We start from the raw sequence: 25,603 nt of genomic DNA, 5'->3' as shown, positions 1-25,603 counted from the left end.
GTTTATCAAATATTACTGTGTTAAGAAGCTTTGGTAGTTTTATCTACGATAATAGCTGTTGTCATAGTACCGTGAATATTTAGAGGAGTTCTAAAACTATCGATAATAGCGTCAACACCGATGATTAAAGCAATCATTTGCCAAGGTAATCCAAAGTAAGAAAAAACAACACCCGCAGCAACAAATGCTGTACCTGGAATTCCAGATACACCTAGTGAAGCCAACATACAGATTAGCGAAATCAATATCACAGTTGAAAATGTGATATCTACACCTGTAGCATTCATTGCCATTATTGCTAGCACTGCAGGAAATACTCCAGCACAACCATTCATGCCTAGGGTAGTACCCATAGTTGGTGCAAATGTAGCAATACTACTGGTAGTACCGTATTTGTTTAAACCATCGATTGATAATGGTAGAGTGCCCATACTAGATCTAGATGTAGCAGCAACTAACATAGCTTTCCAAATACTTTTGTAGAATCTGACAATGTTAGTTCTAAATATAACTAATAGAACAATATGCATTATTAGAACAATTGCTAATGCTATATAACAAGTGAAGATAAAATATAAAACTGTAGAAATGCTATTGTTATCTAGCTCTATGCTCATTTGTATCATCAATCCAAGTACACCATAAGGTGTGATAGCAATAATCATTCTAGCTAATTTCTTTATTACGAAAAATGCAGAATCTACAAAACTGATGAAAGGAGCTGCTAGTTTACTATCTTCACGATGAGCTATTAGCATTGAGAAGCCAAGAAGTATCGCAAATATAACTACGGCCATTACATTATTATTATCCATCTGATGGAAAATATTTTCAGGTAAAAATCCTAAGACAGTCTCAGATATGCTTGATGTTTTTATATCTTTAGCAACATTGCCTGTAATAGATGCGATATCTATACCATGACCTAAATTCATTATGATAGCAACAGTAGCTCCTATAGCAGCACTTATCCCAGTTAATATAAGTAGTATTGCTATTGTTTTATATGCAAATTTTATAACGTAAGAGCCTTCGTAGTTTTTTAGATTCACTATTGAGTGGATAATAGATGTTAGAACAATAGGGATAATTAGCATCTTAAGTAAAGAAATATAGCCGTCTCCCAATATATTGCTAATCTGGATGAAACTATTACTATAACTATTAGTCCAGTTATAGATAATACCTATAATTATTCCAGTAACTAGAGCGAATATTGTTCTAAAATTAAAACTAACCTGCTTAATGTGTAAGTATATTAATAAGGCGATTGAGATTATAAGTAAAATTACCATATTTAAAACCTATTATAGAAAGTTGTAGAGAAGGATTTTAACATAGTTTACTAATTTGGTATACATAGTAAATGGCGGAGAGATAAGTTATCAAAAATTAATAATGACGGTTTAAATTTGATAGATGTTTTTTGTTGTAAAAATAAAAAAAACAAGCTTATAATGGATTACCTATAATTTTTATTTCATCAGTTAATATGACAAAAACTCTTATGCACCAAGAGGCTAGTAGTAGCTTCGAGAAAGTCGCTAATCAACTTAAGCTCAATAAAGATATTGTTAAAACTATAGTCAAAACTCTTAAAGAAAAAAATATTAAAAGAGTTATTACTGTAGCGAGAGGCAGTTCTGATTGTGTAGCTAATTATGCAAAGTATTTATTTGAAACGCAGCTTGGATTTAGTGTTTCGTCTTTGCCACCATCTATAACAACTATTTATAACAAAAATATAGGTGATGAAAATACATTAGCTATAGGTATATCACAATCTGGAGGTAGTCCGGATTTGCGTCTAGCACTTGAAGGTTGTAAAAAAGCTGGATGTACTACTTTAGCGATAGTGAATGTTGAGGAATCTCCTTTAGCAGATAGTGCAGACTTGGTCTTACCTGTAAGAGCTGATGCAGAAAATGCAGTTGCAGCGACTAAGAGTGTAATAACTTCTTTAGTAGCGCTAGTAAATATTGTAGCTGAATATAATCAAGATCAAGCTTTATTGGATAGTTTAAATAATCTTCCAAAAGCACTAGAGAAAAGTCTAAATTCTGATTGGACTCCAGCTATAGAAGAGCTTAAAAAAAGTAAAAATATGTTTGTCATCGGAAGAGGTTTTGGATTTCCAATAGTCCAAGAGATGGCTTTGAAGTTTAAAGAAACTTGTGGAATACATGCTGAAGCATTTAGCTCTGCTGAAGTATTACATGGTCCATTTGCTCTTATGAATCAAACTTTTACAACATTTACTATTTTGCAGCATGATGAAAGTGCTCAAGGTACTTGTGAGATTGTTAAGAGAATGACAGAGTTGGGAGTTAGAACTGTATTTGCTACAACAGATAATCAATCTGATGCAAAGGTTCATTTACATATTGATGTAAAAACTCATCCAATTCTTGAAACTGTAGTTATATTGCAAAAATTCTACCTAATGGTAAATGAATTGGCATTGTCATTAGGATATAACCCTGATAGTCCAAGTAATCTAAAAAAAGTTACAGAAACTGTTTAATTTATTTTGAAATGATAATTTACTGATGGCTTTATTTTTTTAAGGAGAAAAGAATGAAAGAAGCTAATAAGCTTAAAGTCTTTATGATTATATTCTTCTCAGCAATGGGTGGAATGTTGTATGGATATGATATAGGTATAATAGGCGGTGCTTTACCTTTTATCAAATCTGAATTGGGTATGACTGCAGCACAAGAATCATTCTTAGGAGGTTCTGTTTTATTTGGTGGAGCCTTCGCAATTCTTATAGGTGGGATATTAGCGGATATCTTTGGTAGGAAAAATATGATCACAGCATCTGGGCTGATATTTACGATATCAGTTTTTATGATTTATTTCTCTGAAAGTTATGATTTTCTATTATTCTCAAGATTAGTTCAAGGCGTGGCAGTTGGTTTTATATCTATAACAGTTCCGTTATATTTGACAGAATCTGTACCTAGTATGATTCGCGGTTTAGCCGTTACATGTTTTCAGTTATTTCTCACAGCAGGAATATTAATATCTGTTGCAGTAAGTTTATTATTTATATCAAATGATCCTGTAACTGGTTTAGAAACTGGTGACTGGAGAAATATGTTTCTTACAGCTTTAATTCCTGGTCTAATCGTGTTCATAGGAGGGTTTCTACTGATTAAATCTCCTAGATGGCTAATCATGAAAAATAGAGAGCAAGAGGCGGAAAAAATCTTATCAGAAACTATAGGTGTAGATGCAGCAAAACAGCAAATGCAAGAAGTTAAAGCTTTGATTGAGAAAACTAAAAATGAAGGCAGTCTATTATCGAGTCTTACAAAAAGACATTATTTAATGCCGATGCTTATAGTATTCTCTGTTGCAATTTTAGCTCAAATGACTGGGATTAACAGTATCTTACAATACGCTCCTACGATGCTAAAAGAAACTGGCTTAGGTTCTGTATATGCCGCTGTTGTTGGTGGCGTTGCAATTACGGGTCTTAACTTTGTGACAACGATTATAGCAGTAGTTATAGCTGATAAAATAGAGAGAAAATTTGTAATTACTTTTGGAACTTTAATGGTTTCCATAGTTTTACTTACTCTGGCAGTTCTAATGTATGCTATGCCTGATACTTCAGCAAAAGGTATGGTATTACTTATTGGTTTCATATTATATATATTCTTCTTTGCCATCGGTCCAGGAGCATATATATGGGTTATTATGTCTGAGTTATTACCTACAAATATTAGAAGTAAAGGTTTAGCTGTAGCACTATTCTTAAATAGTATGGCATCTGCAATTTTAGCTTCATCTGTTATGCCTATTACTCAACATTTTAATGGAAATTATGGTGTGATTTTAGGTATATGTGGGGTATGTACTTTGGTCTATAGTTTTATAGCGTTTAAGTTTGTACCAAAAACAAATGGACGTACTCTAGAGGAAATCGAACAAGGTTTTATTAAATAATTTTTATTAATTCTATATTATTTCTTATCTTTCATTTTCAATAATCAGATAGTTTAGATAATATCTTTATTAAGTATTATCATTAAAATTTATTCAATTTGATATAAGGTATATGTATATATGAAAAAGAATTTAATAGCTGTATTACTTGGTTCGCAGTGTTTACTTAGTAGTGGATTTGCAACTAATTTTGATGTACAAAAAATTCAAATAAAAAATATCAGTCAAAATAAGCAGAATTTTGATATGAGTATTGATGTCACGGTTAATCAAAATCAATCAGGGAATTGGCTTTTTGGTTTTTATATGCCAAGAACTTATAATTCATCTAAAGATGTGAATCCAAATCTTACTCTTAAGGTAACTGATTTAAGTACTAAAAAATCAGCAAATTTGATTTATGTTAAAAGAACTGACAATCTGACTACTATGCCTATTTATGCTGATGGTTATAGTAATTTGTTTAGAGCTACTACTGATTTTGAACTAGAGGCAGGGCATATATATAGATTTAGTTTCGAAAATAATGATCTGTGGGTTCCTGGTAATATATCATCTCTTCCTCAAAGCTTCTTTTTGATTGACTCTAACGGCAATGTAGTAACTTCCACTGCTAATCTAGATGCTTATATATCTAAAAATACTAAGGAAATCTCAAGCATTCAAGGCTATGATTCAGCTAAGATTAATTTGGAAATCCAAAAAAAATTACAATCATATGTTGATAACTCAATTTCCAGAGATTCTTCAGAATTTGCTAATCAATATCATCTGATACCGACTCCCCTAAGTATTAGTAATGTTGGTTCAAAGCAAAATATAAATTTAGACAATGGAGTATATGTGGATGATTCTAATAGTAAGCAGAATATCAAATTGTTAAATCAATATTTTAAAACAGATAAGATTACAACTAATGACTTAAAAGCAGTTACTGATAAAAATCATGCGAGTATTATTCTTGAAAAAGACTTATCTATTAAAAATAAAGAAGGCTATATTTTAAAAATAATTGATAATAAGATCTATATTAGATATCAGACAAGTGCTGGTTTATTTTATGCTATCCAAACACTGAGAAACCTTTATCAAAAAGATAATGTTGGTAGTAAGAATACTAGTAATATGTTGATACTTCCTCAAGTAACAATCAAAGATCAACCAAGATTTCAGTATAGAGGTATATTGCTAGATGTCGCTAGACATTACTTTAGTGTTCAGACAATAAAAACACTAATTGATGCTATGGCAAGCCAAAAGTTAAATACTTTACATATTCATTTTTCTGATGATGAAGGTTTTAGGTTAGCTCTAGATAGCGTAGATGTTAAAAGAGCCAGTACAAGAGGATATAATGATAGCTCAACTATTCCGGCACAAATGTATCAACAAGCAAATTTAGATAAATCAAATTACTTTAATCAGAAAATAAAAGATAGCGATATTATATCGCCTAATTACCCAACAGCTGCAACGATTTATGAGGGATATTATTCAAAAAAAGATATTCAAGAGATTATTAGTTATGCAAATGCTAGACAAATAACAGTTATTCCTGAAATAGATTTGCCAGGTCATGCTAAATCATTGATTGACTCAGCACCTGATATATTTATTAATAAATCTGATAAAAGTGACTATATAAGTGTACAAGGGTATTATGATGATGTTTTACCAGTGTGTTTATATAACCAGTCAAATACTCAAGGAGAAAAGTTTACAGCTAAGATTGATCAGATTGTAACTGAGGTATATAAACTTTTTGATAACCAAAATACAGTATATTTTGAGCCACAAATTAGTGTAGGTGGTGATGAAGTTTCTGCTGATGCTTGGACTAATGACTCGACATGTGAAAATCAAAAAGATTTAAATGCATTAGAAAAATCGCATAAGTTTTTTAAAGAGTTGCAACAAAATACTAATCTAAGAATATCTGGATGGCAACAAACTGTCCAAAATGATCCTAATGGAAATTTAGCGGGAGGTATTGATAAAAACTCAATACCTTCTGAGAAAACTGGATATATTTGGGTTTGGAGTGCATTTAATAGCTCTGGATACAATGAAGCACAGCAACTTGCAAAAGCTGGTTACTCTACGGTATTAGCATATGCTGATGATACATATTTTGATTTATCATATAATCCAGATTTTTGGGAGCCTGGTTTTTATTGGGCTACTGAATATGCAGATACTCATGCTGCTTTAAATAGTGCTTTAGATTCAAAAACTACGATCACCAGTTTATCAACAAAAGAAGCTAAAAATATAAAGGGTCTAGAAGGAGCTCTGTGGTCAGAGAATATTAATAATGCAAATCATTTATGGTATATGGCATTTCCAAAAATGACTGGTTTGGCTGAGGCATCATGGACGGATCCAAATATTATTGTCAAAGATAAAAAAATAAACTGGAATAGTTTAGTGTATAGGCTAGGAACTGATAACACCAAATTTTTGGGATACATAGATAGAATTATTAACCCTAATAATGATAAAACTATTATCTCTTATAGAGGATACCCTAATGGTATCTCCCAAGAATTACCCAAGAAATAATAAGTATGGCTATGCCGGATTATCTATATCTATAAATTTAGCATCTAGAGTAAACTCTTGTTTAAGCAAATTAGCAATAGCCTTTACACCTTCTTTTTCTGTAGCGTGATGTCCTGCTGCGATATAGTTTATACCTAGTTCTCGAGCAGCATGAGTTGTTCTTTCAGAGATTTCTCCTGATATGAAAGTGTCAGCTCCTGCTTGATATGCATATTCAATATAGTCTTGTGCCCCACCAGTACAAATAGCTACTTTTTTATTTTGCTGTTTTGTAGAAATTACGGTTGGCTTTTTATCAAGTTTATTTTCTATTAAATTGCTAAAAGTATCTAAATCTAAATCACAGTTACCTATCACTGAAATATCAGGCTTGGAACCTGTTTCAAAAAATTCTATATTTGTAAGATTTAGTTTTTTTGCTAATAAGATATTATTACCTATTTTAGAATGTCCATCTAGAGGTAAATGATAACCAAATAGATGTATACCATTTTTTATAAGTTTTGAGATACGCTCATACTTCATACCAACGATAGGGTAACTTTCACCTTTCCAAAAATAACCATGATGTACAATAATGGCATCAGCATTCTTTTTTACAGCTTGGTCTATAAGTGCCTGACATGCTGTGACACCAGTGACAACCTTTTTGATATCTCTATCTCCTTGAATCTGTAGACCATTTGGGCAATAGTCTTTAAATTGAGCAATATCAAAGTAGTTATTTAAGTAATTTTCTAATTCTTTAAAGTTCATAGCTTATGAAAATTAATCTTTATAATGATATAATCTTACATTGTATACTTTTCGTGAAATTATTTAAAAATATAAATATAATTTTTTGGGTTCTTATATGAGTAAAACAAATGTTGTAAGAGTTGGAGATGTTTTAATTGGCGGAAATAATCCAGTTGTTGTCCAATCAATGACAGATACCTATACTGCGGATATTGAAAAGACAGTTAAGCAAATTTTAGCTCTTCATAAAGCAGGTAGTGAGATAGTTAGAATTACCGTTAATGATGAGCCAGCTGCTGCCGCTGTGCCAGAGATTGTTAAAGAGTTAGCAAAGCATGATTGCCATGTACCTTTAGTTGGTGATTTTCACTATAATGGCCATACTCTACTTAGTAAATATCCAGAGTGTGCAAAGGCATTAGCAAAATATCGCATAAATCCAGGTAATGTAGGTTTCGGTAAAAAGAAAGATACTCAGTTTGCTGAGATTACCAAAATTGCCATTGCAAATGATAAGCCTGTTCGTATTGGAGTTAACTGGGGAAGTTTAGATCAGGCATTATTAGCTAGACTAATTGATGAGAATAATCTTCAAGAAAATCCGTTAACATTGCAGCAAATAATGCATAAAGCCCTTATTACTTCAGCATTAGAGAGCGCAAAATATGCGCAAGATCTTGGCTTAGCAAAAGATAAAATCATTATTTCATGTAAAGTTAGTGAAGTTCAAGACTTAGTCGCGGTGTATCAAAAGCTTGCTAAAGAGTGTGATTATGCTCTACACTTAGGGCTGACTGAAGCAGGTATGGGTACAAAAGGTATTGTTGCTAGTGCTGTTAGCTTGGGAATATTGTTACAACAAGGTATAGGTAACACTATACGTGTCTCACTAACTCCTGCACCAAATGCTCCACGTACAGAAGAGGTTAGAGTGTGTCGAGAGATTTTGCAAAACCTCGGTATGCGAACATTCACTCCAAGTGTGACATCTTGTCCAGGCTGTGGAAGGACTACTAGCTCATTTTTTAGAGAGCTAACTAGTACAGTTAAAGAGCATTTAGATGAAAAAATGCATACATGGAAAGACCAATATCATGGTGTTGAAGCCATGAAAGTAGCTGTGATGGGTTGTGTAGTAAATGGTCCAGGTGAGTCAAAAAATGCTGATATTGGTATTAGTTTGCCAGGCAGTGGAGAGTCTCCTGTAGCACCAGTATTTATAGATGGCAAAAAAGCTCATACCCTCAGAGGTGATAATATCTCAAAAGAGTTTATAGAGATTGTCGAGAATTATGTTAAAAATCGTTACGCTAAAAAATAGGTAAGTTTAAGAGGATGTCAGTAGTTTTTGTAAATACGCCTTTTGCTAGACTTAAACTAGGTTATACAAATAATACTCAAGGCTTTAGTAAAGATAAATATGCTAAATTTAATCTAGCAGATAATGTTGGTGATAAGCATTTAGCTGTAGAAAAAAATCGTAATTCATTTAGATCTTACATTAACGCAGATATTAAATGGTTAAGACAAAATCATACCAATATTGTCACAAGTTTTGATGAATATAATGGTGATTTTTGTGATGCTATCGTTACAGATAAGCCTAAGCAGGCTTGTGTGGTTTTGACAGCAGATTGCCTGCCTATAATACTTTTTGATAAAAAGATGACAAAAGTGGCTGCTATTCATGCTGGTTGGAGAGGTTTATTGCAAGGAATATTAGAGCAGACCCTCAAAGAGTTTGTTGGCTTAGATCTAGTAGTTTGGTTTGGTCCTTGTATATCTGGAAATTTCTATGAAGTTGGTTGTGATGTTCATGATAAATTTGTAGAGCAGCATGAGGCATATGGACAAGCATTTCGCTCAAAAAGTGAAGATAAATATCTTTTTGATATGAAAATGGTAGCTCGACAAATATTAAATGATAATCACTGTTTTGATATAGTCGACTCTGGTTTATGTACTTACAGTAACAAAAGATTTTACTCTTATCGCAAAGAAGGTATTACAGGTAGACAAGCTACATTTGTATGGTTTGAATGAATTTAAATATATCTAATGGGGATAAAATGTCTGAAAAATTACAAGTTTTAAGAAGATTAATGAAAGAAAAGGGCTATGATTTTTATTTAGTTCCTTCTATAGATGATCATAATAATGAGTATGTTCCAGAGTGCTGGCAATATCGTAGCTGGATTAGTGGCTTTGATGGTTCAGCAGGAGATGTCCTTATAGGTTTAGATAAATCTTATCTTTCAACTGATGGTAGATATTTCACTCAAGCCGAATATCAACTTGATAAAAATGAATTTGTATTATTAAAACAAACAGCTTTTTCTTCAAAAATAGAAGAGTGGCTTGAAGAAAATTTAGCTGGTAAAACACTTGCAATAGATCCAAAAAAAATTGGTATTACCAGAGCGGAAAATTTATTATCAATAGCAAAAAAAGTTGATGGTAAAATTGTTTTTGATAATACTAATCTGGTAGCTCAAGCTCAAAAAGAGCTTAATCAAGAAACTGCTATACCTAAAGAAAATATTTTTGTACACGAAATTCAATATGCTGGTCAATCTGTTGATTCAAAGCTAAGAAATCTTAGAACATATTTAAAATCTATCAAAGCAGAGTGTCTGATAGAGACAAGCTTAGACTCAATTATGTGGACTTTAAACATAAGAGGCAGAGATATCAAAAATACACCATTGGCTATTTGCTATATGGTAGTTACAGTTGAAAGTACTTTCTTGTATATTGACAAAGATAAAGTTACAGATGAGATTCATAGTCATTTTGAGCAAAATAATGTGATCATTCTTGATTATAAAGAGTTCTTTGCAGATTTGAAAAAGTTTGCTGCAAAGTTTGTTATCGATAGTAATGTTGCAAGTTATGCTGTTAAATTAGCAATCAAAGAAAATGAACATAGTAAACTTATCGAAGACACTAGTCCAATAATTTTGAGCAAGGCATTAAAAAACTCTATTGAAATAAATGGATCAAAAGATGCTCATAAAAAAGATGCAGCTGCATTTATTTCGTGGTGGCATTGGATGGAGAACAACTATCAAGGGATAGATGAACTTGATGCGATGGCAAAACTCAGAGAGTTTCGCGCTAAGCAAAAGGGTTATGTTGAAGATAGTTTCTCATATATTGTTGGTCATGCTGCTAATGGTGCGATTATTCATTATTCAGCTAAGAGAGATGCAAATCTAAAGAAAATTGATGATCAAGCACCTCTTTTGTGCGATTCTGGAGGGCAGTATAAAGAAGGAACAACTGATATTACTCGCGTACTGCACTTCGGTAGACCATCTAATGAGCATAGAAGATACTATACATTAGTTTTAAAAGGTCATCTAGGCTTAGGTAGAGCAGTCTTTCCAAAAGGAACTACAGGATCTCACTTAGATGTATTAGCACGTGAGCATTTATGGCATTTCTGTTCAGATTATGCTCATGGAACTGGTCATGGAGTGGGTAGTTTCTTAGGTGTGCATGAAGGGCCTCAACGTATAAACTCAGCTTCTAAAGTTGAGCTAATGCCTGGTATGATTCTAAGCAATGAACCAGGAGCATATTTTCCAGGCCACTTTGGTATTAGAATTGAAAATTTGTGTTATGTAAAACAACGTAATCAAGATTCTCCTACAGGGCATGGACCTTTTTATTGTTTTGAGGATTTGACATTAGTACCTTATGAATATAATTTGATTGAAACATGGATGCTAACTTATACCGAGAAAAAAACTATAAACAATTACTACAGTAGAATTAGAAAAGAAGTATTACCATTAATCGAAGATCAAGAAGTCAAAGATTTCTTATTATTCAAGACAAGACATATTAAATAGCTGAATAATTTTTTATTTCTAATATTTTTCAATTAATATAGATGAAAATTTCTAGTGATATTTTTGTGATAAAAAACAGGTAAACATGGCAGCAAAAAATAAAAACTCTAACAAAGACAATAAGAAGTCAATTCGCTATGTAAAGATAGTATTATTTTTGGTATTAACTATTAGTGGAGGTTTTTCAGGACTTCTATTTGATAAGTTTGATATTAAAGAAAAATTTATAGATTTACGTTATAAAATATATAACTATTTTACTAGCGATCCACTAAAGCAATATACTGCTAAAGATAATCAAAATATAATTGCAAAATTCTTTTCTGAAAGTGATAGTGCAAAAGATCAACAACAGCAAATAAATCAATTCGAGAACCTAAAGCAGTATCCACCTGTTAGAACACTGCCTGCTGTAACTGATTATTGTCATGGTTTTTTGGCTTATGGTAATCCTAGCTATGATGTGACAGAAGGATTAGGACAGTCAAATCTCTATCTATGTCGTGATGGTTATGTTGTTGGCTATAATTATCAAACTAAAGAGGCGAGTTGGGTGGCATTTAAACTTACAAAGTCAAAAGTTGCTAATAAACTAAAAAGAGATGATAAATTTAAAGAGGATAGTGATGTACCTTTTGTTTATCGAGCTACATTAGATGATTATTCACGCTCTGGTTATGATAGAGGGCATTTGGCATCTTATGCTTCTATGGATTTTAGTAAAAAGTCTGCTGATGAGTCATTCTTATTGTCGAATATGTCACCGCAAAAAGCAGGCTTGAATAGGCAAGGCTGGGAGAGATTAGAGACAGATGAGCGAATTTGGGCAAATATGTATGATTCAATCTATGTATATACAGGTCCTATCTATAAGAAACAGAAGATATATAAAACAATAGGTGATAATAAAATAGCAGTGCCTGATTATTTCTTTAAGATAATATATGTACCTTCTAAAAACCAAGCTATTGCCTTTGTAATGCCTAATGCGAGAGTTGAGAAGACAAAGATTGAAAATTATAGAGTATCAATAAAGGATATTGAACAGCGTACAGGACTACATTTCTTAACTAATATTCAAGATAGAGATTCGGTTGTAAATAATGTCTCTTCTATGTGGAGGACTGCTTATTTTTAATTTCAGCTTTATGCTTTAAATTTTATATAGTACGATTAAGCTAATATATTTTAAATGATATCTATTTAATGTTTCAAGAAATTATCAAAATTCTTTTTAGAAATAAACTTAATATTTTAGTCTTTGTTATTGTACTTTTTATAATCAGAATTTCTTATGAGAATATTTCTAATATTTTAATTTTTATTGTAGCTTTTATTTTTTTATTTTTTCTAGTCAAAGATATTTTTATTACTATTTTTAAAACTCCTACTATAAATAGACTTTTTACGAAGTTATTAAAGGTAAAAAATAAAAAAATTAGAAAGTTTATAACATACTTTAAAAAGTCTAAAAAATTCTATCAGAAAGAAAAGAGATATCTACAGGCGTTGATATTATATTAGGTGATTGGGGTAGTGGTAAAACTCATTATTTTAACAGTGTTTATGTTAAAAAATATAAATCTTTTAGGATAGAAAGACTAAGTTGCTTCTCATATAGCAGAGAAGAATTTATAAAACAGCTAATAACTATAAAGTTTTGGAATAAGTGGTTATCACTAAATGGCTTGTTAGCAGGATATATTTTGCATAACTGGCATAAAATGTTACCTAAAAATATGCTGATATTTATCGATGATTTAGAAAGATTACCATGTGATAAATATATGGCTAATGATTTTATAGGGATTGTTGAAGAGCTAAAAAAATATAATAGGGTTGTGATAGCTTGTAGTCCACAGGATATTAGACAAAAGATAATAAGTAAATATTTAGAAAAATTAGTAGATTACTTCCCTCATCAAATTACTTTAGAAAAGCAAATAAAATCAGAGGCTATAATTATTAAAACAATTGAATTTACTATTAAAGATATCGATGATAATAAACCTTTTAAAAAGGAGGTTAAGAAGCTTACTAAATTATTATCAGAGGAATTAGCGAGTAAACCATATAAATATCATAAAAATTTCACAAATTTATTTGCTAAAAACTCGTCAGATGCTATTAATTTGAGAAATATTAAAAAAGTTCTTAGTCAGATTTATAAGCAAGAAAAAGCCGATAAAATTATAAAAGTTATAGTTGATATAGTTTCTCAAGATATATCTAGAGATATAACTTTTGAAAATATAAAAAATTATTATCGCTTCATAAAAGTTGAAGAAAAAATACAAATATATTTAGTAGCTTATGAGTTGTTATTTACTTATCCAAATTTTGCGACTCTAGTACAGCGCTGTAAAGGTGATAATATAGATCACAAGAGAAAAATGGAAAGAGGATATTTTATTGATAAGATTCAAAGCTCTAATAATGACTATAGTGAAGCTAAAGCTTTAGTTGAGTATCAAGAAGGGTTGAAAGAAAAAATAAAACCAAAAGATATTTCAAAAGCAGCCTTTTTATTTAAAAAAATGCAAATAAATGAATTAGAAGAATTAAGTTTTTCCTATGTGGGTAATATTTTAAAAGAGATAAATACACTATCTGATATAAGTAATAATGACTTACTTGAAGATTTAGTATTAGGTAATAGTATAGAAATTGAAAAGCATTTTACTTCAAAAGATGATAAAACCTACGCTTTTTGCAAGAAAATGGCTTTATGGATTATAACTAAAAACATATTACAGACAGATGTTTATTTTCCAGGTGCATTTTTAGAAAATATCAACACAGGTATAGAGTATTTACAAAAAAATCAAAAATTTTGGAAATCTATTATAGATCAGTTTTCTTCAGATGGATCTTTCGAGTCATTAATAATAAAGATCTATAATAGAGTAGATACAAAAAATTGGTACACTTATCAAATAGCAGATATACAAAGAGTACTATCTTTAGTTCAGTTTTATATGGACAAGAATAGTATTGATTGTCCATCTGACAGTTTTAAATTAAATGATTTAAAAATATGGGATGAGGAATTTAAGAAATATTTACAAAAGCAGAATATTAATCAAAACTTTAATTATGAGTATTATGAGATTTACCTTTTTGAATTGAATGCTAAATTGGATAAGGAAAAAATCACTAAGCTTGAAGAAAAAATTTCTGAACTATACAAGTTGAATTATAGTTCTGTAGGAGAAAATTTTGGGATACCAATATATGTAAATAACAGTAAAAAAGATGATTCTTCAAAAGTATACATAGAAGAAAATTTTGAATCTCTTTTTCCTAAGGAGATTGAGTTTTTTAAGAATCTTTCTTAGCTATACTTTCTGAAACTAACTTAGATGCTTGCTGAATAATTTTTTCATTACTTGGAGCTTTTACATCACTAGGGTTTGTATATAGAATACTTAGAGCAAAAGGCGGTTTATTCTGTGGCCAAATTATAGCTACATCATTAGTAGCCGCATACTCTCCACAAGTTCCTGTCTTATCACCAATTGTCCAATTTTTAGGCATACTATACGCTATTCTATTTGCACCAGTATTGTTTTTTTGTAAATATCCTATGAAGATTTCACGATGTTTTTTATCCAAAATATTACCAAATGCTAGATTATAGATATCTTGAGTTATAGCTTTGGGCGTTGTTTTGTTGATATTACTATCTGGCTTTGTATGATTGATTTTAGGTTCATCATTTTTGATAATAGTATCTTTATCTCCTAGTTTTGCTACTAATTTATTAAGCTTTTCCAAGCCCCCAATCTCTCTAACAAGGATATTAGCAGCAGGATTATCACTTAGAATAGCTGCGTAATTGAGCTGTGATATTGTCAAAGTTTTACCAATATTTTTGCCTGTTACTGGAGCATAACCTAGAGTACCAATATCGTCTTGAGTTATTAGAATTTTTTTATCTAAAAAACCTTTGTGTTGCATATCATATTCTAGAACTGCACCAACTAATAAAAATTTAAAAACACTACAAATTGGGAAGTGATAATTTTCATTGTAGCTGATATTAGTTTTATCATCTGTATTGAGGGTGTATATACCGAGTTTACCATGATATTCATCTTCCAGATTCTTAAAAGAGTCATCTAGAGTAGTGTTTGCTAGTAAAAATGTTGGAATTAAGTATAAAGATGTAAATAATAAACGTTTCATATTGATAACTATTTTTAGGATTAATGATCACAGGCTATATGAAATTTGCTAGATAAGAAAGTTAAAATTATCAGAATAAGTTAGAAAACTAGAATGTAATCAAATTATCATAGAAGCTAACTTTTTGATACATTTATAAAATGCTACAAAGCTTTAATTAGTATATAATATATTATATAATCTTTGTTTAAAAAAAAGTTCGTTATAAATGAAATTTTCTAGGGTATTGTTTTACTTATTTTCTGTATCATCAGTTGCTTCATTGACATCTTGTCAATCAATTAAAGATGCTTATCAAACTTATTATCAAAATACAGGAAGTTCTGACATTACTTCAAAATCCACATATACTTGCTCGAAATATGAAGTTGGTAGCGTAATTAAAAATGGTTTTGGGAATAGTTATACTCTTGTTGTAGGTAATATATCTATTAGAGATGGATATGTTACTAATCTACTAACAAAAAATATACCGTTTAATTATGAAAACTATAATATTAATCATATTTGTACTTCGCATGTTACCGATATGAGTTATTTATTTGATGGTAGTGAGGAAATAAAGGCTAATATAACTGATTTTGATACATCAAAAGTAAACAATATGAGTTATATGTTTGCTAATGCTAGAAACTTCAATCAACCAATTGGTAATTGGAACACCTCAAAGGTAGAAAACATGGATCATATGTTTTATAGAGCTAGAAGTTTTAATCAACCGATTGGCAATTGGAATGTATTCAATGTTAAAAATATGGATTATATGTTTGCGGGAGCATATAGATTTAATCAGCCTATAAATGGATGGAATGTTCTAAATGTATTAGATTACTCCAACTTTATTTCAGCAACGTCTGCTTTAAACCCTCAGTATAAGCCTAAATTTGTAGTCTATGACTTTTCAATAGGCTTAAAAAAATAACTATATCTTATTTTCTGAAAAAATATGATAAGAGTCACGACTATTTAGTCGCATAGTAAATTCAGGAAAGGATTTCATTATAAAATCTATCTTCTTCCTCCAGCCATTCTCATGCCCATTGGCGCTGCTGCTTGCGTAATTCTATTAGCATTGATATTTTGTTGTATATAATGATCATTTTTTTCTCTATCTATACTGTCCCATGTTCTGTTAGCAGCATTATCTAACCCATAATAAGGTCTATGGAAGAAATATCCACACTCATAAGGAATATAGCTATATGATGAGTAATTGTCATAATATTGAGAACAGTAACCTGAATAATAATTATTTTCTAATTGAGTATTATCATTACTGCTACTATTAGTTTGATTTGAAATATTGATGTTATTGTTTATAGTAATTTTATCAGAGTCTGAAGGTTCATCAACTACGTTTATATCTCCAAGATCTAGCTTTTTAGAGTTTTTAGTTGGTTCGTTAGAAAAAGTTGGTATTCCATTATCATCTTTTTCATATATCTCAGAGGCAAAACTATAGCTTAGAGCAAGTCCAAAAATGCTAACTAAAAATATCTTATTTTTCATTCATTACTTACCTCTATAAACTAGCTTTCTTTGTTATTTCTTTTAGTATTATTCCAACAACTAAGCTAAGTATTATAAGTCCAAAAATTAGAGCCATTCCAATTCTCATCCAAATAGAGTGATAGTCATTGAGATACACTGTTTGCTCAAGCGATGCACGAGTATCTTTAGGTAGTTCTTTGACAATTACTCCATCTGAATTGATAACTGCTGTAATACCATTACTTGTAGTTGTAAGAACATATTTGTTATTCTCTATAGCTCTTACTTGAGATATCTGTAGCTGTTGCTCACGTGCTATAGAGTCACCAAACCACGAGTCATCACTTATTATAGAAATAAGTCTAGCACCTTGTAGTTGATCTCGAACCTGTTCAGGATATGCAACTTCATAGCAAATAAAATTAGCAATAGGCGAGCCAAAGGCTGTCATAATGGGTTGAATATTATCTCCAGCATTAAAACTACTAAGACCAACACTATCTACATATCCAAAAAACTTAATTGGAAAATATTCACCAAATGGGACTAAGTGATGTTTATTATAAACGCCTTCACCTTTGCCAATAATGATAGAGCTATTATAAATTTTAGTTCCAGCAGCTGATTGATCAGCACTTAAAGATCCTATAAGCATAGCATTATTATTTTTATTTGCAGATTTTGTAAGATTTCTAAAATATTCACTCATAAACTGTCGATAATTAGGGATGGCATTTTCGGATAGTATTATTAAGGAATCTTTGTATTTAGATGCAGCTTGTTGATAGTACTTTTGCATTTTTGCAAAGTTATCACGATCCCATTTAAACCCTTGGACAAAATCGCCCTGGATCAAAACTACTTTTTGAGGTTGATTCGTTTGGATTTCAGGTTGATTGTGTTTAATAAGATAACCACCTAAATATAACGTTACTATAATAGCTACAACACTAATTGTCTTCTTAGTAGAAGTGTTGTCACAGATGAAAAAGACTATTAGAGAAGCAATCAAAGCAATTATATAGCTTACTAAATAGACACCACCAATATTCGCATACCAAATTAAAGGCGATTCTGTCTGTGAGTAACCAAGAGAAACCCAAGGAAATCCTCCCCATAGAAGGTTTGCTTTGACAATCTCAAATAGCGTCCATAATGCAGGATAAATTAATAGCTTAGAAAAGTTATTAGCTTTACGTGTGAGAATATGGCTAAAAACACCAAAAGGTATTATATGTAAGAAGCTAAGTAAAATTACTAATGCAATAGCAGCAGATAGTCCAGCAGCTACTGATTCGGTAAATAGATGAATACTTATATATACCCAAGATATACTAGTACCAAAAAAACCTATTCCAAATAACGTAGATGTGAAAAAAGCGTCACGAATTCTAACTGATCGATTTAATAAATAAAAAAAAGCTACTAAAGCTACAACAGCTAATACATCGATGCGAAATGGAGCAAAAGCCAACGTTAGTAAGGCGCCACTTACTATTGGTGGAGCGATTTTTAGAATAATCTTTTTCATTACTTCTTAAATTTTTCTACTAAAATTTTGATGATTTTTCTATTATCTGCTTCTTGTACTATAAATTTCAAGCCATCAATAACAATACTATCGCCTTTTTCAGGTAATCTTTCTAAGGTCTGAATTATCATCCCAGCGATAGTATCATAATCACCATCATCATCTATCGATGTTGCAAAATATTCGTTGAAATCTTCAATTGATGTTGTAGCATCAATTATAAATTTATCATCAGCTATTTTGACAATATTTTGACTAGAAATATCAAACTCATCTTCTATATCACCAACAATTTCTTCTAAGACATCTTCGATAGTTATTAGTCCAGAAATTGCACCATACTCGTCAACAACAATAGCAATATGATTTTGACTATTTTTAAAGTCTTTTAACATTGCATTAAGTTTTTTTGTTTCTGGAATGAAAATAGCAGGGCGAAGTATAGTCTTTATATCCTCTGCTTTTAGTTCTTCATCATCAGAAGATTCAATTTCTTTTTCAAAAATTAGTTTTAATAGATCTTTTGAATGCAGAATACCTAGTACCTCTGACTTATCTCTACAATAAACTGGCAAGCGCGTATGGCTTGAGTTTATAGTCTTTTTTAGGATTTCACTGATTGACATTGACATATCTATAGCAACTATTTTTGTATGAGAAATCATAATGTCACCGACATCTAAAGATGATATTTTCATAGCACCAATTAGCATATTCTGTGATGTTTTATCAATAACCTCATTATCAGCAGCTCTATTAATAGCATCAATAAGGGCATTTTCACTTTTAATATTAAAAATGCTTGATGTAAGTTTTTTTATAAAATGATTATTTTCGGCCATTCTAATTCTCTTGTTCAATATACGGATTAGCAATTCCTAGTTCAGCTAGTAACTCAATCTCTAAATTCTCCATTTCCTCAGCTTCTATATCATCAATATGATCATAGCCTAGTAAATGTAATAACCCATGGATAAAAATATGTTGCCAATGGTCATCTAAATTTTTATTTTGCTCTTTGGCTTCTTTCTTGAGTACTTCTGGAGCTATAACAATATCTCCCCAAAAATTGTCAGCTATATCTTCTGGTAACCCTTCAGGTTTTTCAAATTCAAAAGAGATAATATTTGTCGGTTTGTCTTTGTGACGGAATTGCTTGTTAATTTGCTGTATTTCTTGATTTGATACAATACTCAGATTAACTTCAGCTTGTGAAATATTATGCTTATCAGCTACGAGAGCAAAACATTTTTCTAGTAAATCTTGATTAGGTATGGGGTGTTCGTCATCGTTGATGACATTTAAATTTAGACTATCCATTTTTAGTGTTCTCTTCATGCCTGTCATAAGCATTTACAATTTTTTGAACTATTTGGTGGCGTACAATGTCTACTGATTTTAAATAACTAATAGCTACACCATCAATATTGTCAAGAATTGATAGAGCATGTCTTAAGCCAGAAGTTACATTCTTAGGTAAGTCAACCTGAGTTATATCTCCTGTTATGACAGCAGTAGTATTAAAACCAATTCTTGTTAAAAACATCTTCATTTGTTCCTTAGTAGTGTTTTGACTTTCATCAAGAACTATAAAAGAGTCATTAATGGTTCTACCACGCATATATGCCAAAGGCGCTATCTCGATGGCTTGTTTTTCTATTAGTTTTGTAACTTTTTCGACACCCATAAAGTCAAACAAAGCATCATACATTGGACGTAAGTATGGATCAATTTTTTGAGCTAAATCACCAGGTAAGAAACCCAATTTTTCTCCAGCTTCAACAGCAGGGCGAACAAGTACTATTCTTCTAACTTCACCTCTTTCATAAGCAGATACAGCACAAGCGATTGCCATATATGTCTTACCAGTACCTGCCGGACCAACACCAAATGTAACAAAATTATTTTTGATATTATTAAGGTAAATAGCTTGGTTTTGTGTACGTGCTTTTAGTTTTTTACTTCGTAATTGAACTTCAGCTTCTTCAACTTTTTTTTGAGCTTTATTACTTGATGCTACTTTTTCTTTTGCGGTAGCATTTAGGATCGTTGTGATTTGCTCTAGGTCAAGCTCAGTATTTCCAGCTAAAATTTCAGCATAACATGATTTGATAAATCTTTTTGCTTGAGTATTATTGGCGCTTGATTCACTTGTTATCTCAAATTCATCCGTACGGTGTTTAATTTCAACATCAAAATAATTTTCAATCGCGCGAATATTTTCATCAAGGTTACCACAAAGTAGCATCATGGCATCGTAATTATAGGGCTCTAGAACAAATTGAGTTTTATTCATAAATTAAATAAGTTCTCCTCTAAGAGAGTTTGGTAAGCTTTCTGTTATTTTAACCATAGCAAACTGACCAATCAAAGACTTATCGCCTATGAAATTAACAATTCTATTATTTTCTGTTCTACCAGCCAGAACATTATCATCTTTTTTAGATGTACCTTCAACTAAGATTCTTTGCTCTGTACCTACCATTTGTCTAGAAATAATTTGCGCATTACTATTTAATAAATCTTGTAGTCTTTTTAGTCTATCTTTCTTAACTTCTATTGGAGTATCATCAGGTAAGTCAGCAGCTGGAGTACCAGGACGCTTACTATATATGAAGCTAAATGACTGATCAAAATTCACATCTTTTACTAGATCCATAAGCTTTTGGAAATCTTCTTCAGTTTCACCTGGAAAACCAACAATGAAATCAGATGAAATAGTAATATCTGGTCTTATTGCTCTTAACTTTCTTATCTTTTGTTTGAATTCTAGAATTGTATGATTTCTTTTCATATTTATTAGAACTCTATCTGAGCCATGTTGTACAGGTAAGTGTAAATGATTAGCTAGTTCAGGTACGCTACCGTAAGCATCGATCAGGTTTTGTGAGAACTCAACAGGATGAGAAGTTGTAAATCTAATTCTTTCGATACCATCTATTTCAGCTATGAAGTGAATTAGTAAGGCTAAATCTGCAGTTTCGCCATTTTCCATTGGACCTAAGTAGTGATTTACATTTTGTCCTAATAAAGTAATTTCTTTAACACCTTGTTCTGCTAGAGCTGCACATTCTCCAAGTACATCTTCAAATGGTCTGTTAACTTCTGGACCACGAGTATATGGTACTACACAGTATGAGCAGTACTTATCACATCCTTCCATAATTGATACGTATGCTTTAGCACCTTCAGCTTTTGGCTCAGGTAAAAAGTCAAATTTCTCAACTTCTGGGAAAGATATATCAACTTGAGATTCTTGAGTGCTTTGTTTTCTCTTAATCATCTCAGGTAATCTATGAATAGTTTGAGGACCAAATACTAGATCTACAAATGGAGCTCTTTTGATAATGTTTTCACCTTCTTGAGATGCAACACAACCACCAACACCGATTACTAAATCTTCTTTTTTCTTTTTAAGATTTTTCCATCTTCCTAACTCATGGAATACTTTTTCTTGGGCTTTTTCTCGAATAGAACATGTATTTATTAATATTATATCTGCTTCTTTGTAGTCATCAGTTTTAACGGTATGAAAATGCTCATCTAATACCTCATGCATTTTTTGAGAGTCATATTCATTCATTTGGCAACCTAAAGTTTTTATAAAAACTTTTTTTTGTTCTTTCATTGATCTGAAACCTTTATAATTTTATGCTGTTATTTAATTTATTCTCTAAATACTAAAAAGTTGTTTATAGTAAAATGCTCGCAAATTCTATCATAAAATTTAACTAAAAGCACGGCAAGTCTCTAGACTAATGATTATCATTAATGCAAAATACCTGGAGTCAATTATTTTATATTCTCATTTGTTATGAAACAAAATCAGTTTACTGAAGATAGTATTTGGCAATACTGTATTGAGCATACGAGTGATTTATCAGCTAATCTAAATCTTTTAAATAATTCTACAAAAGAGTCTGTTCATGGTGCTCAGATGCTATCAGAAAAGATAGTAGCTAAATTGTTACAGTTTTTTGTATTTACAACTCAAGCGAAAATTTGTGTAGATGTTGGCACATTTACTGGAATGTCAGCTATTGCGATGGCAGAAGTATCAGTTAATACAAAGGTGTATACTATTGATAGAGCTAATCAATCGGGCGAAGTGATAGCTAAAGAGTTTATAGCTAAGTATCCTAATATTGAGTATTGTCAAGGTAATGCTATTGATATATTACCAACTTTACCTAATTATATAGATATTGCATTTATTGATGCCGATAAAAAACAAACTCAACAATATTTTGATATTTTAATTAAGAAGCTATCTGATAAAGGAGTTATCATAGTAGATGATATACTTTGGCGTGGTGAGGTGATAGATCCACAAGATAAACGAGCAAAAGCATTAGATGATTTTAATAAATATGTAAATCAAAGAGATGATCTGGAAACATTAGTTTTACCTATTCGTCATGGGATTAATATTATTAGGAAAAAAATATAAAGGGTTTTAATAGTGGCAAAATTATATTTTAGATATTCAGCAATGGATGCGGGTAAAACATTGGATCTCTTAAAAGTAGCTTATAATTATGAAGATAGAGGCAGAAAACCTTTAGTTTTAACTTCAGCAATAGATAAAAGAGCGGGTTTAAATAAAGTTAAATCACGAATAGGTATAGATCAAGATGCTTATTCATTAACAGATCAAGATAACATCTTTGAATTTGTCAAAGATTATAACGAAAAACATAAGGTAGATTGTGTTTTAATTGATGAGATACACTTTTTTACCCAAGCCCAAGTTTGGCAACTTTCTGATATTGCGGATCAGTTAGATATACCTGTTATCTGTTATGGACTACGTACTAACTATTTAGGTCAACCTTTTGAAACAGCAGCTTTATTGCTTGCAATTGCAGACACTTTAGAAGAGGTCAAAACTATCTGTCACTGTGGTAAAAAAGCTAGTTTTAATATGATGGTGCAAAATGGTAAAGCTATAAAAGAGGGTAATCCAATAGTTGTTGATGATGATTCTTTAAAAGATATCGATACTCGATATGTTTCAGTTTGTCGTAAACATTGGAAAAAAGGTGAGTATCAATAATCATGTAGGAATGATTGAGTATGAATTTATTATTCAATAAGCATTAATATATGTTGAGCATTTCTTACGCCTAGTTGAGCCGCTTTTTTATAGTAATACATAGCTTTTTCTTTATCGTAAGGTACTCCGTTTTGCTCTTCATTATAATATAAAGATGCTAGCTTATAATAAGCAGGACCATATCCTTTATCAGCAGCTTCATTGAAGTAATCGAGAGCTGTTTTATACTCCTTTACATTGTAGTAATATTCCCCAGCATAGTACATGGCATAAACGTCACCATCTTTTGCTACCTGCTCTAGCTTATATAATTGTCTAAAATCTCCTTTTTGAGCAAATACTTGCATTCTTTGGATTTTTTCTTCATAGGTTAGTTGGACTTTATCAACATTCGTTTTAGATTTTTCTGTTTGTTTTACTTTTTCTTTTATAGGTTTATTTGAGTAATCTAAAGGCTGTTCCTGAGCATTAGCTAACTTTGGAGTTAATGATGACTCTTTAGCCTTTATATTTTTAAGAGCTGCTATGGCACTTTGTTTGACCATTTTGTTCTCATAATTATAGAAAAGATAAACAATGCCCTCATACTTGTTATTATTAGCTTTTTCGCCGAAGTCAAATCGTAAAGATGATCTTATGTCTATATATTTCGATAAGATTAAGAAATCATCAATATAACTATAATCCAGATTATTGTCGGTATTTAATAATTTTATGTCGATAGATGCTTTTAGTATATCTGAATAAAACTGTTGTAATTGACCTTTATTTACTCTTGAGAGATTTAAATAAATTAATCCATCTAGATTAGTTATTTCTTGTTTTGGTGTTGATAATGCAAATTCAATTTTTTTCTGTACTTGTTCGATTCTTCTAGTATCATCCAGTTGTTTTTTACGCAAATTTTGCTGTATTTCAATGCGTTTTAGTCTTTCTTTTTCTAGAGTTTTCAATCTTTCTTGTTTAACTAGATTTTCAACTTCTACTGTTTCCTTTTTAGCTAGTTCAGCTACCTTAGGATCTGAGCTGTATAATAGTGTTTGCCATAGCATTAGAGCTCTATAGTTATCACCTTTGTCTGTAAAGTTACGTGCTTGAACAATTATGGCTGGTTCATAACCATTAGCCGCAGCTGTTATAATGTATTTATCTATGGTTTTATCATTTTCATTAGGTAGTTTACCATCTTTGTAAGCTAGATATATTTCATATAAGATTTCTGGATCGGTGGTTGATATTAGATTGTTATTAGAACTAATTATATTTGCTAAATCGACTATTGAATTTTTGTAACCTAAGTCATATGATTTTTTGAAGTAATCCATAGCCTTTGTATTATCTTTATTAACACCTAAGCCATCTTCATAAAGAACACCTATTTGATAAAAAGCTTGAGGATAATTTAAAGAAGCTGATTTCTTGTAGTACTTGTAAGCATCAAAGTAATTTTTTTCAGTACCAAATCCATATTGATATGAGTACCCTAAATAAAAAAAGTCTTGAGCAGTAGCCTCGTTATCTTCAACAATCTCTTTGAGAATGCTAAAAGCATTATTATAACCATTGCTATTATGATTTTTGATATCCTTGATAGCAGCATTATACTCTTTTAGAAATTTATTATGTTTATAATCTAAGTAGCTATTTATACCGTAGACACCACCACTGATCATAGCTACAATCAGTAGAGCACTAAGAATATTTTTTCTAGTAGCCTTAATGTGGCCAATTTTTTTTGGTTTTGTTGAAGTGTTTTCTAATTCAGACATTAATTATAGTTTCTAAATAAAAGTATCTAACTATGCTATATGATAGCTTTATATTGATTTTAAGACAATTAGAGATTATCTTCTTGCTCAAGTTGGTTCATAATAAATTGTTCTTTTTCTTGTTGTATAATTTGAGGATCTTCCAGAGAAATTTTACCGAAATGCCCGGCTCTAAAGTCATGAACAATATTTTTGGCTGCTTGTTTTACATTATAGTTGGTTTTTGTAGCTGAAATATCTTTAATTATTTCTTGAGGATGTTTTTCTAAAAAATCTTGCTCAGATATGAAATTATATCGCGATAAGAATTTTTTTGTATTCTTCTGTTTGAGAAAGTCTATAAGATAATAGGCTGTACCTTCGTAGTCCATAGCTGTATCACGAATAGAGCCTATACTTGCAATTCTATAACCACTAACTTCACTTTTAGGACTAGGAAACATAATTCCAGGAGTGT

At 31.0% G+C, this 25,603-nt stretch carries 20 protein-coding genes and 2 pseudogenes; 11 read left to right on the top strand and 11 right to left on the bottom strand.

The annotated features are described in order from the left end of the window. Window positions 1–20: 20 nt before the first annotated feature. Entirely contained in the window at window positions 21–1,295 is a 1,275-nt protein-coding gene (locus FTPG_RS07985) for a dicarboxylate/amino acid:cation symporter (protein ID WP_004287934.1), read from the bottom strand. A 197-nt stretch (window positions 1,296–1,492) separates the two neighbouring features. On the opposite strand from FTPG_RS07985, the gene FTPG_RS07980 reads away from it, so the two are divergent. From FTPG_RS07980 to FTPG_RS09985, 3 genes and pseudogenes are all read left to right on the top strand, one after another. Then, window positions 1,493–2,524 carry an SIS domain-containing protein gene (locus FTPG_RS07980; protein ID WP_004287933.1) on the top strand — a complete coding sequence of 344 codons (1,032 nt, stop codon included), beginning with the start codon at window positions 1,493–1,495 and terminating at the stop codon, window positions 2,522–2,524. A gap of 53 nt (window positions 2,525–2,577) precedes the next feature. Then, a complete protein-coding gene (locus tag FTPG_RS07975) occupies window positions 2,578–3,954 on the top strand; it encodes a sugar porter family MFS transporter (protein WP_004287932.1) in 1,377 nt (458 codons plus the stop codon). A 120-nt stretch (window positions 3,955–4,074) separates the two neighbouring features. After that, window positions 4,075–6,276, top strand: a pseudogene (locus FTPG_RS09985) (family 20 glycosylhydrolase); the annotation flags it as partial. Between the two features lie 249 nt (window positions 6,277–6,525). Here FTPG_RS09985 and FTPG_RS07965 read toward each other — a convergent pair. Next, window positions 6,526–7,272 carry a Nif3-like dinuclear metal center hexameric protein gene (locus FTPG_RS07965; RefSeq protein WP_004287930.1) on the bottom strand — a complete coding sequence of 249 codons (747 nt, stop codon included), beginning with the start codon at window positions 7,270–7,272 and terminating at the stop codon, window positions 6,526–6,528. Window positions 7,273–7,369: 97 nt separating this feature from the next. Between FTPG_RS07965 and ispG the strand changes: the two genes are divergently transcribed. The 5 genes from ispG to FTPG_RS07935 all read left to right on the top strand — a co-directional run bounded on the left by ispG (window position 7,370) and on the right by FTPG_RS07935 (window position 14,449). Further along, complete coding sequence (ispG, locus tag FTPG_RS07960) at window positions 7,370–8,575, top strand: flavodoxin-dependent (E)-4-hydroxy-3-methylbut-2-enyl-diphosphate synthase (protein ID WP_035722616.1); 1,206 nt, start codon at window positions 7,370–7,372, stop codon at window positions 8,573–8,575. A 14-nt stretch (window positions 8,576–8,589) separates the two neighbouring features. Beyond that, complete coding sequence (gene pgeF, locus FTPG_RS07955) at window positions 8,590–9,297, top strand: peptidoglycan editing factor PgeF (RefSeq protein WP_004287928.1); 708 nt, start codon at window positions 8,590–8,592, stop codon at window positions 9,295–9,297. A 26-nt stretch (window positions 9,298–9,323) separates the two neighbouring features. Then, the gene (locus FTPG_RS07950) at window positions 9,324–11,111 is read left to right on the top strand and encodes an aminopeptidase P family protein (protein WP_004287927.1); all 1,788 of its coding nucleotides are present in this window, start codon (window positions 9,324–9,326) and stop codon (window positions 11,109–11,111) included. Window positions 11,112–11,196: 85 nt separating this feature from the next. Continuing rightward, on the top strand, window positions 11,197–12,249 hold the full coding sequence (locus FTPG_RS07945; protein ID WP_004287926.1) for a DNA/RNA non-specific endonuclease: 1,053 nt from the start codon (window positions 11,197–11,199) through the stop codon (window positions 12,247–12,249). 568 nt (window positions 12,250–12,817) lie between these two features. Further along, window positions 12,818–14,449, top strand: coding sequence for a hypothetical protein (locus tag FTPG_RS07935; RefSeq protein ID WP_155105187.1), 1,632 nt, complete (start codon window positions 12,818–12,820; stop codon window positions 14,447–14,449). Here FTPG_RS07935 and FTPG_RS07930 read toward each other — a convergent pair. Next, window positions 14,433–15,299, bottom strand: coding sequence for a carbapenem-hydrolyzing class A beta-lactamase FPH-1 (locus tag FTPG_RS07930; RefSeq protein ID WP_004287923.1), 867 nt, complete (start codon window positions 15,297–15,299; stop codon window positions 14,433–14,435). The genes FTPG_RS07935 and FTPG_RS07930 overlap by 17 nt on opposite strands. Before the next feature lie 208 nt (window positions 15,300–15,507). On the opposite strand from FTPG_RS07930, the gene FTPG_RS07925 reads away from it, so the two are divergent. Beyond that, complete coding sequence (locus tag FTPG_RS07925; RefSeq protein WP_035722613.1) at window positions 15,508–16,221, top strand: BspA family leucine-rich repeat surface protein; 714 nt, start codon at window positions 15,508–15,510, stop codon at window positions 16,219–16,221. 86 nt (window positions 16,222–16,307) lie between these two features. On the opposite strand, the gene FTPG_RS07920 is transcribed toward FTPG_RS07925, so the two are convergent. The 6 genes from FTPG_RS07920 to miaB are packed head-to-tail and all read right to left on the bottom strand — an operon-like array spanning window position 16,308 to window position 21,949. Then, window positions 16,308–16,808: a hypothetical protein gene (locus tag FTPG_RS07920; protein WP_004287921.1), complete on the bottom strand. Its 501-nt coding sequence runs from the start codon at window positions 16,806–16,808 to the stop codon at window positions 16,308–16,310. Between the two features lie 13 nt (window positions 16,809–16,821). Further along, window positions 16,822–18,321 carry an apolipoprotein N-acyltransferase gene (gene lnt, locus FTPG_RS07915; RefSeq protein ID WP_004287920.1) on the bottom strand — a complete coding sequence of 500 codons (1,500 nt, stop codon included), beginning with the start codon at window positions 18,319–18,321 and terminating at the stop codon, window positions 16,822–16,824. After that, window positions 18,321–19,163, bottom strand: coding sequence for an HlyC/CorC family transporter (locus FTPG_RS07910; RefSeq protein WP_004287919.1), 843 nt, complete (start codon window positions 19,161–19,163; stop codon window positions 18,321–18,323). The genes lnt and FTPG_RS07910 overlap by 1 nt, the downstream gene beginning before the upstream one ends. Window position 19,164: 1 nt before the next feature. Continuing rightward, window positions 19,165–19,641 (bottom strand): rRNA maturation RNase YbeY, encoded by a 477-nt coding sequence (gene ybeY / locus FTPG_RS07905; RefSeq protein ID WP_035722612.1) that lies wholly within the window; start codon window positions 19,639–19,641, stop codon window positions 19,165–19,167. Continuing rightward, on the bottom strand, window positions 19,634–20,617 hold the full coding sequence (locus tag FTPG_RS07900; protein WP_004287917.1) for a PhoH family protein: 984 nt from the start codon (window positions 20,615–20,617) through the stop codon (window positions 19,634–19,636). The genes ybeY and FTPG_RS07900 overlap by 8 nt, the downstream gene beginning before the upstream one ends. A 3-nt stretch (window positions 20,618–20,620) precedes the next feature. Further along, on the bottom strand, window positions 20,621–21,949 hold the full coding sequence (gene miaB, locus FTPG_RS07895; RefSeq protein WP_004287916.1) for a tRNA (N6-isopentenyl adenosine(37)-C2)-methylthiotransferase MiaB: 1,329 nt from the start codon (window positions 21,947–21,949) through the stop codon (window positions 20,621–20,623). Window positions 21,950–22,135: 186 nt separating this feature from the next. Between miaB and FTPG_RS07890 the strand changes: the two genes are divergently transcribed. Both FTPG_RS07890 and FTPG_RS07885 read left to right on the top strand, forming a co-directional pair. Next, entirely contained in the window at window positions 22,136–22,771 is a 636-nt protein-coding gene (locus tag FTPG_RS07890) for an O-methyltransferase (RefSeq protein ID WP_004287915.1), read from the top strand. 12 nt (window positions 22,772–22,783) lie between these two features. Further along, window positions 22,784–23,377 carry a thymidine kinase gene (locus FTPG_RS07885; protein WP_004287914.1) on the top strand — a complete coding sequence of 198 codons (594 nt, stop codon included), beginning with the start codon at window positions 22,784–22,786 and terminating at the stop codon, window positions 23,375–23,377. 29 nt (window positions 23,378–23,406) lie between these two features. Here FTPG_RS07885 and FTPG_RS07880 read toward each other — a convergent pair whose 3' ends face one another. Then, a complete protein-coding gene (locus tag FTPG_RS07880; protein ID WP_004287913.1) occupies window positions 23,407–25,146 on the bottom strand; it encodes a tetratricopeptide repeat protein in 1,740 nt (579 codons plus the stop codon). A 68-nt stretch (window positions 25,147–25,214) separates the two neighbouring features. Next, window positions 25,215–25,603 (bottom strand): annotated as a pseudogene (locus FTPG_RS09915) (ribosome biogenesis GTPase YlqF); the annotation flags it as partial.

Origin of the sequence: Francisella philomiragia subsp. philomiragia ATCC 25015, from assembly GCF_000156715.1 — a bacterium.
GTDB classification, from domain to species: Bacteria; Pseudomonadota; Gammaproteobacteria; order Francisellales; family Francisellaceae; genus Francisella; species Francisella philomiragia.
The sequence above is the reverse complement of the archived record's forward strand: the minus strand, read 5'-3'. Positions and strand labels throughout refer to the sequence as shown.

Bases quoted from the DNA above. Each gene is read 5' to 3' on its own strand.
- FTPG_RS07985 (WP_004287934.1), bottom strand. From the start codon at position 1,295: ATGGTAATTTTACTTATAATCTCAATCGCCTTATTAATATACTTACAC.
- FTPG_RS07980 (WP_004287933.1), top strand. From the start codon at position 1,493: ATGACAAAAACTCTTATGCACCAAGAGGCTAGTAGTAGCTTCGAGAAA.
- FTPG_RS07975 (WP_004287932.1), top strand. From the start codon at position 2,578: ATGAAAGAAGCTAATAAGCTTAAAGTCTTTATGATTATATTCTTCTCA.
- FTPG_RS07965 (WP_004287930.1), bottom strand. From the start codon at position 7,272: ATGAACTTTAAAGAATTAGAAAATTACTTAAATAACTACTTTGATATT.
- ispG (WP_035722616.1), top strand. From the start codon at position 7,370: ATGAGTAAAACAAATGTTGTAAGAGTTGGAGATGTTTTAATTGGCGGA.
- pgeF (WP_004287928.1), top strand. From the start codon at position 8,590: ATGTCAGTAGTTTTTGTAAATACGCCTTTTGCTAGACTTAAACTAGGT.
- FTPG_RS07950 (WP_004287927.1), top strand. From the start codon at position 9,324: ATGTCTGAAAAATTACAAGTTTTAAGAAGATTAATGAAAGAAAAGGGC.
- FTPG_RS07945 (WP_004287926.1), top strand. From the start codon at position 11,197: ATGGCAGCAAAAAATAAAAACTCTAACAAAGACAATAAGAAGTCAATT.
- FTPG_RS07930 (WP_004287923.1), bottom strand. From the start codon at position 15,299: ATGAAACGTTTATTATTTACATCTTTATACTTAATTCCAACATTTTTA.
- FTPG_RS07925 (WP_035722613.1), top strand. From the start codon at position 15,508: ATGAAATTTTCTAGGGTATTGTTTTACTTATTTTCTGTATCATCAGTT.
- FTPG_RS07920 (WP_004287921.1), bottom strand. From the start codon at position 16,808: ATGAAAAATAAGATATTTTTAGTTAGCATTTTTGGACTTGCTCTAAGC.
- lnt (WP_004287920.1), bottom strand. From the start codon at position 18,321: ATGAAAAAGATTATTCTAAAAATCGCTCCACCAATAGTAAGTGGCGCC.
- FTPG_RS07910 (WP_004287919.1), bottom strand. From the start codon at position 19,163: ATGGCCGAAAATAATCATTTTATAAAAAAACTTACATCAAGCATTTTT.
- ybeY (WP_035722612.1), bottom strand. From the start codon at position 19,641: ATGGATAGTCTAAATTTAAATGTCATCAACGATGACGAACACCCCATA.
- FTPG_RS07900 (WP_004287917.1), bottom strand. From the start codon at position 20,617: ATGAATAAAACTCAATTTGTTCTAGAGCCCTATAATTACGATGCCATG.
- miaB (WP_004287916.1), bottom strand. From the start codon at position 21,949: ATGAAAGAACAAAAAAAAGTTTTTATAAAAACTTTAGGTTGCCAAATG.
- FTPG_RS07890 (WP_004287915.1), top strand. From the start codon at position 22,136: ATGAAACAAAATCAGTTTACTGAAGATAGTATTTGGCAATACTGTATT.
- FTPG_RS07880 (WP_004287913.1), bottom strand. From the start codon at position 25,146: ATGTCTGAATTAGAAAACACTTCAACAAAACCAAAAAAAATTGGCCAC.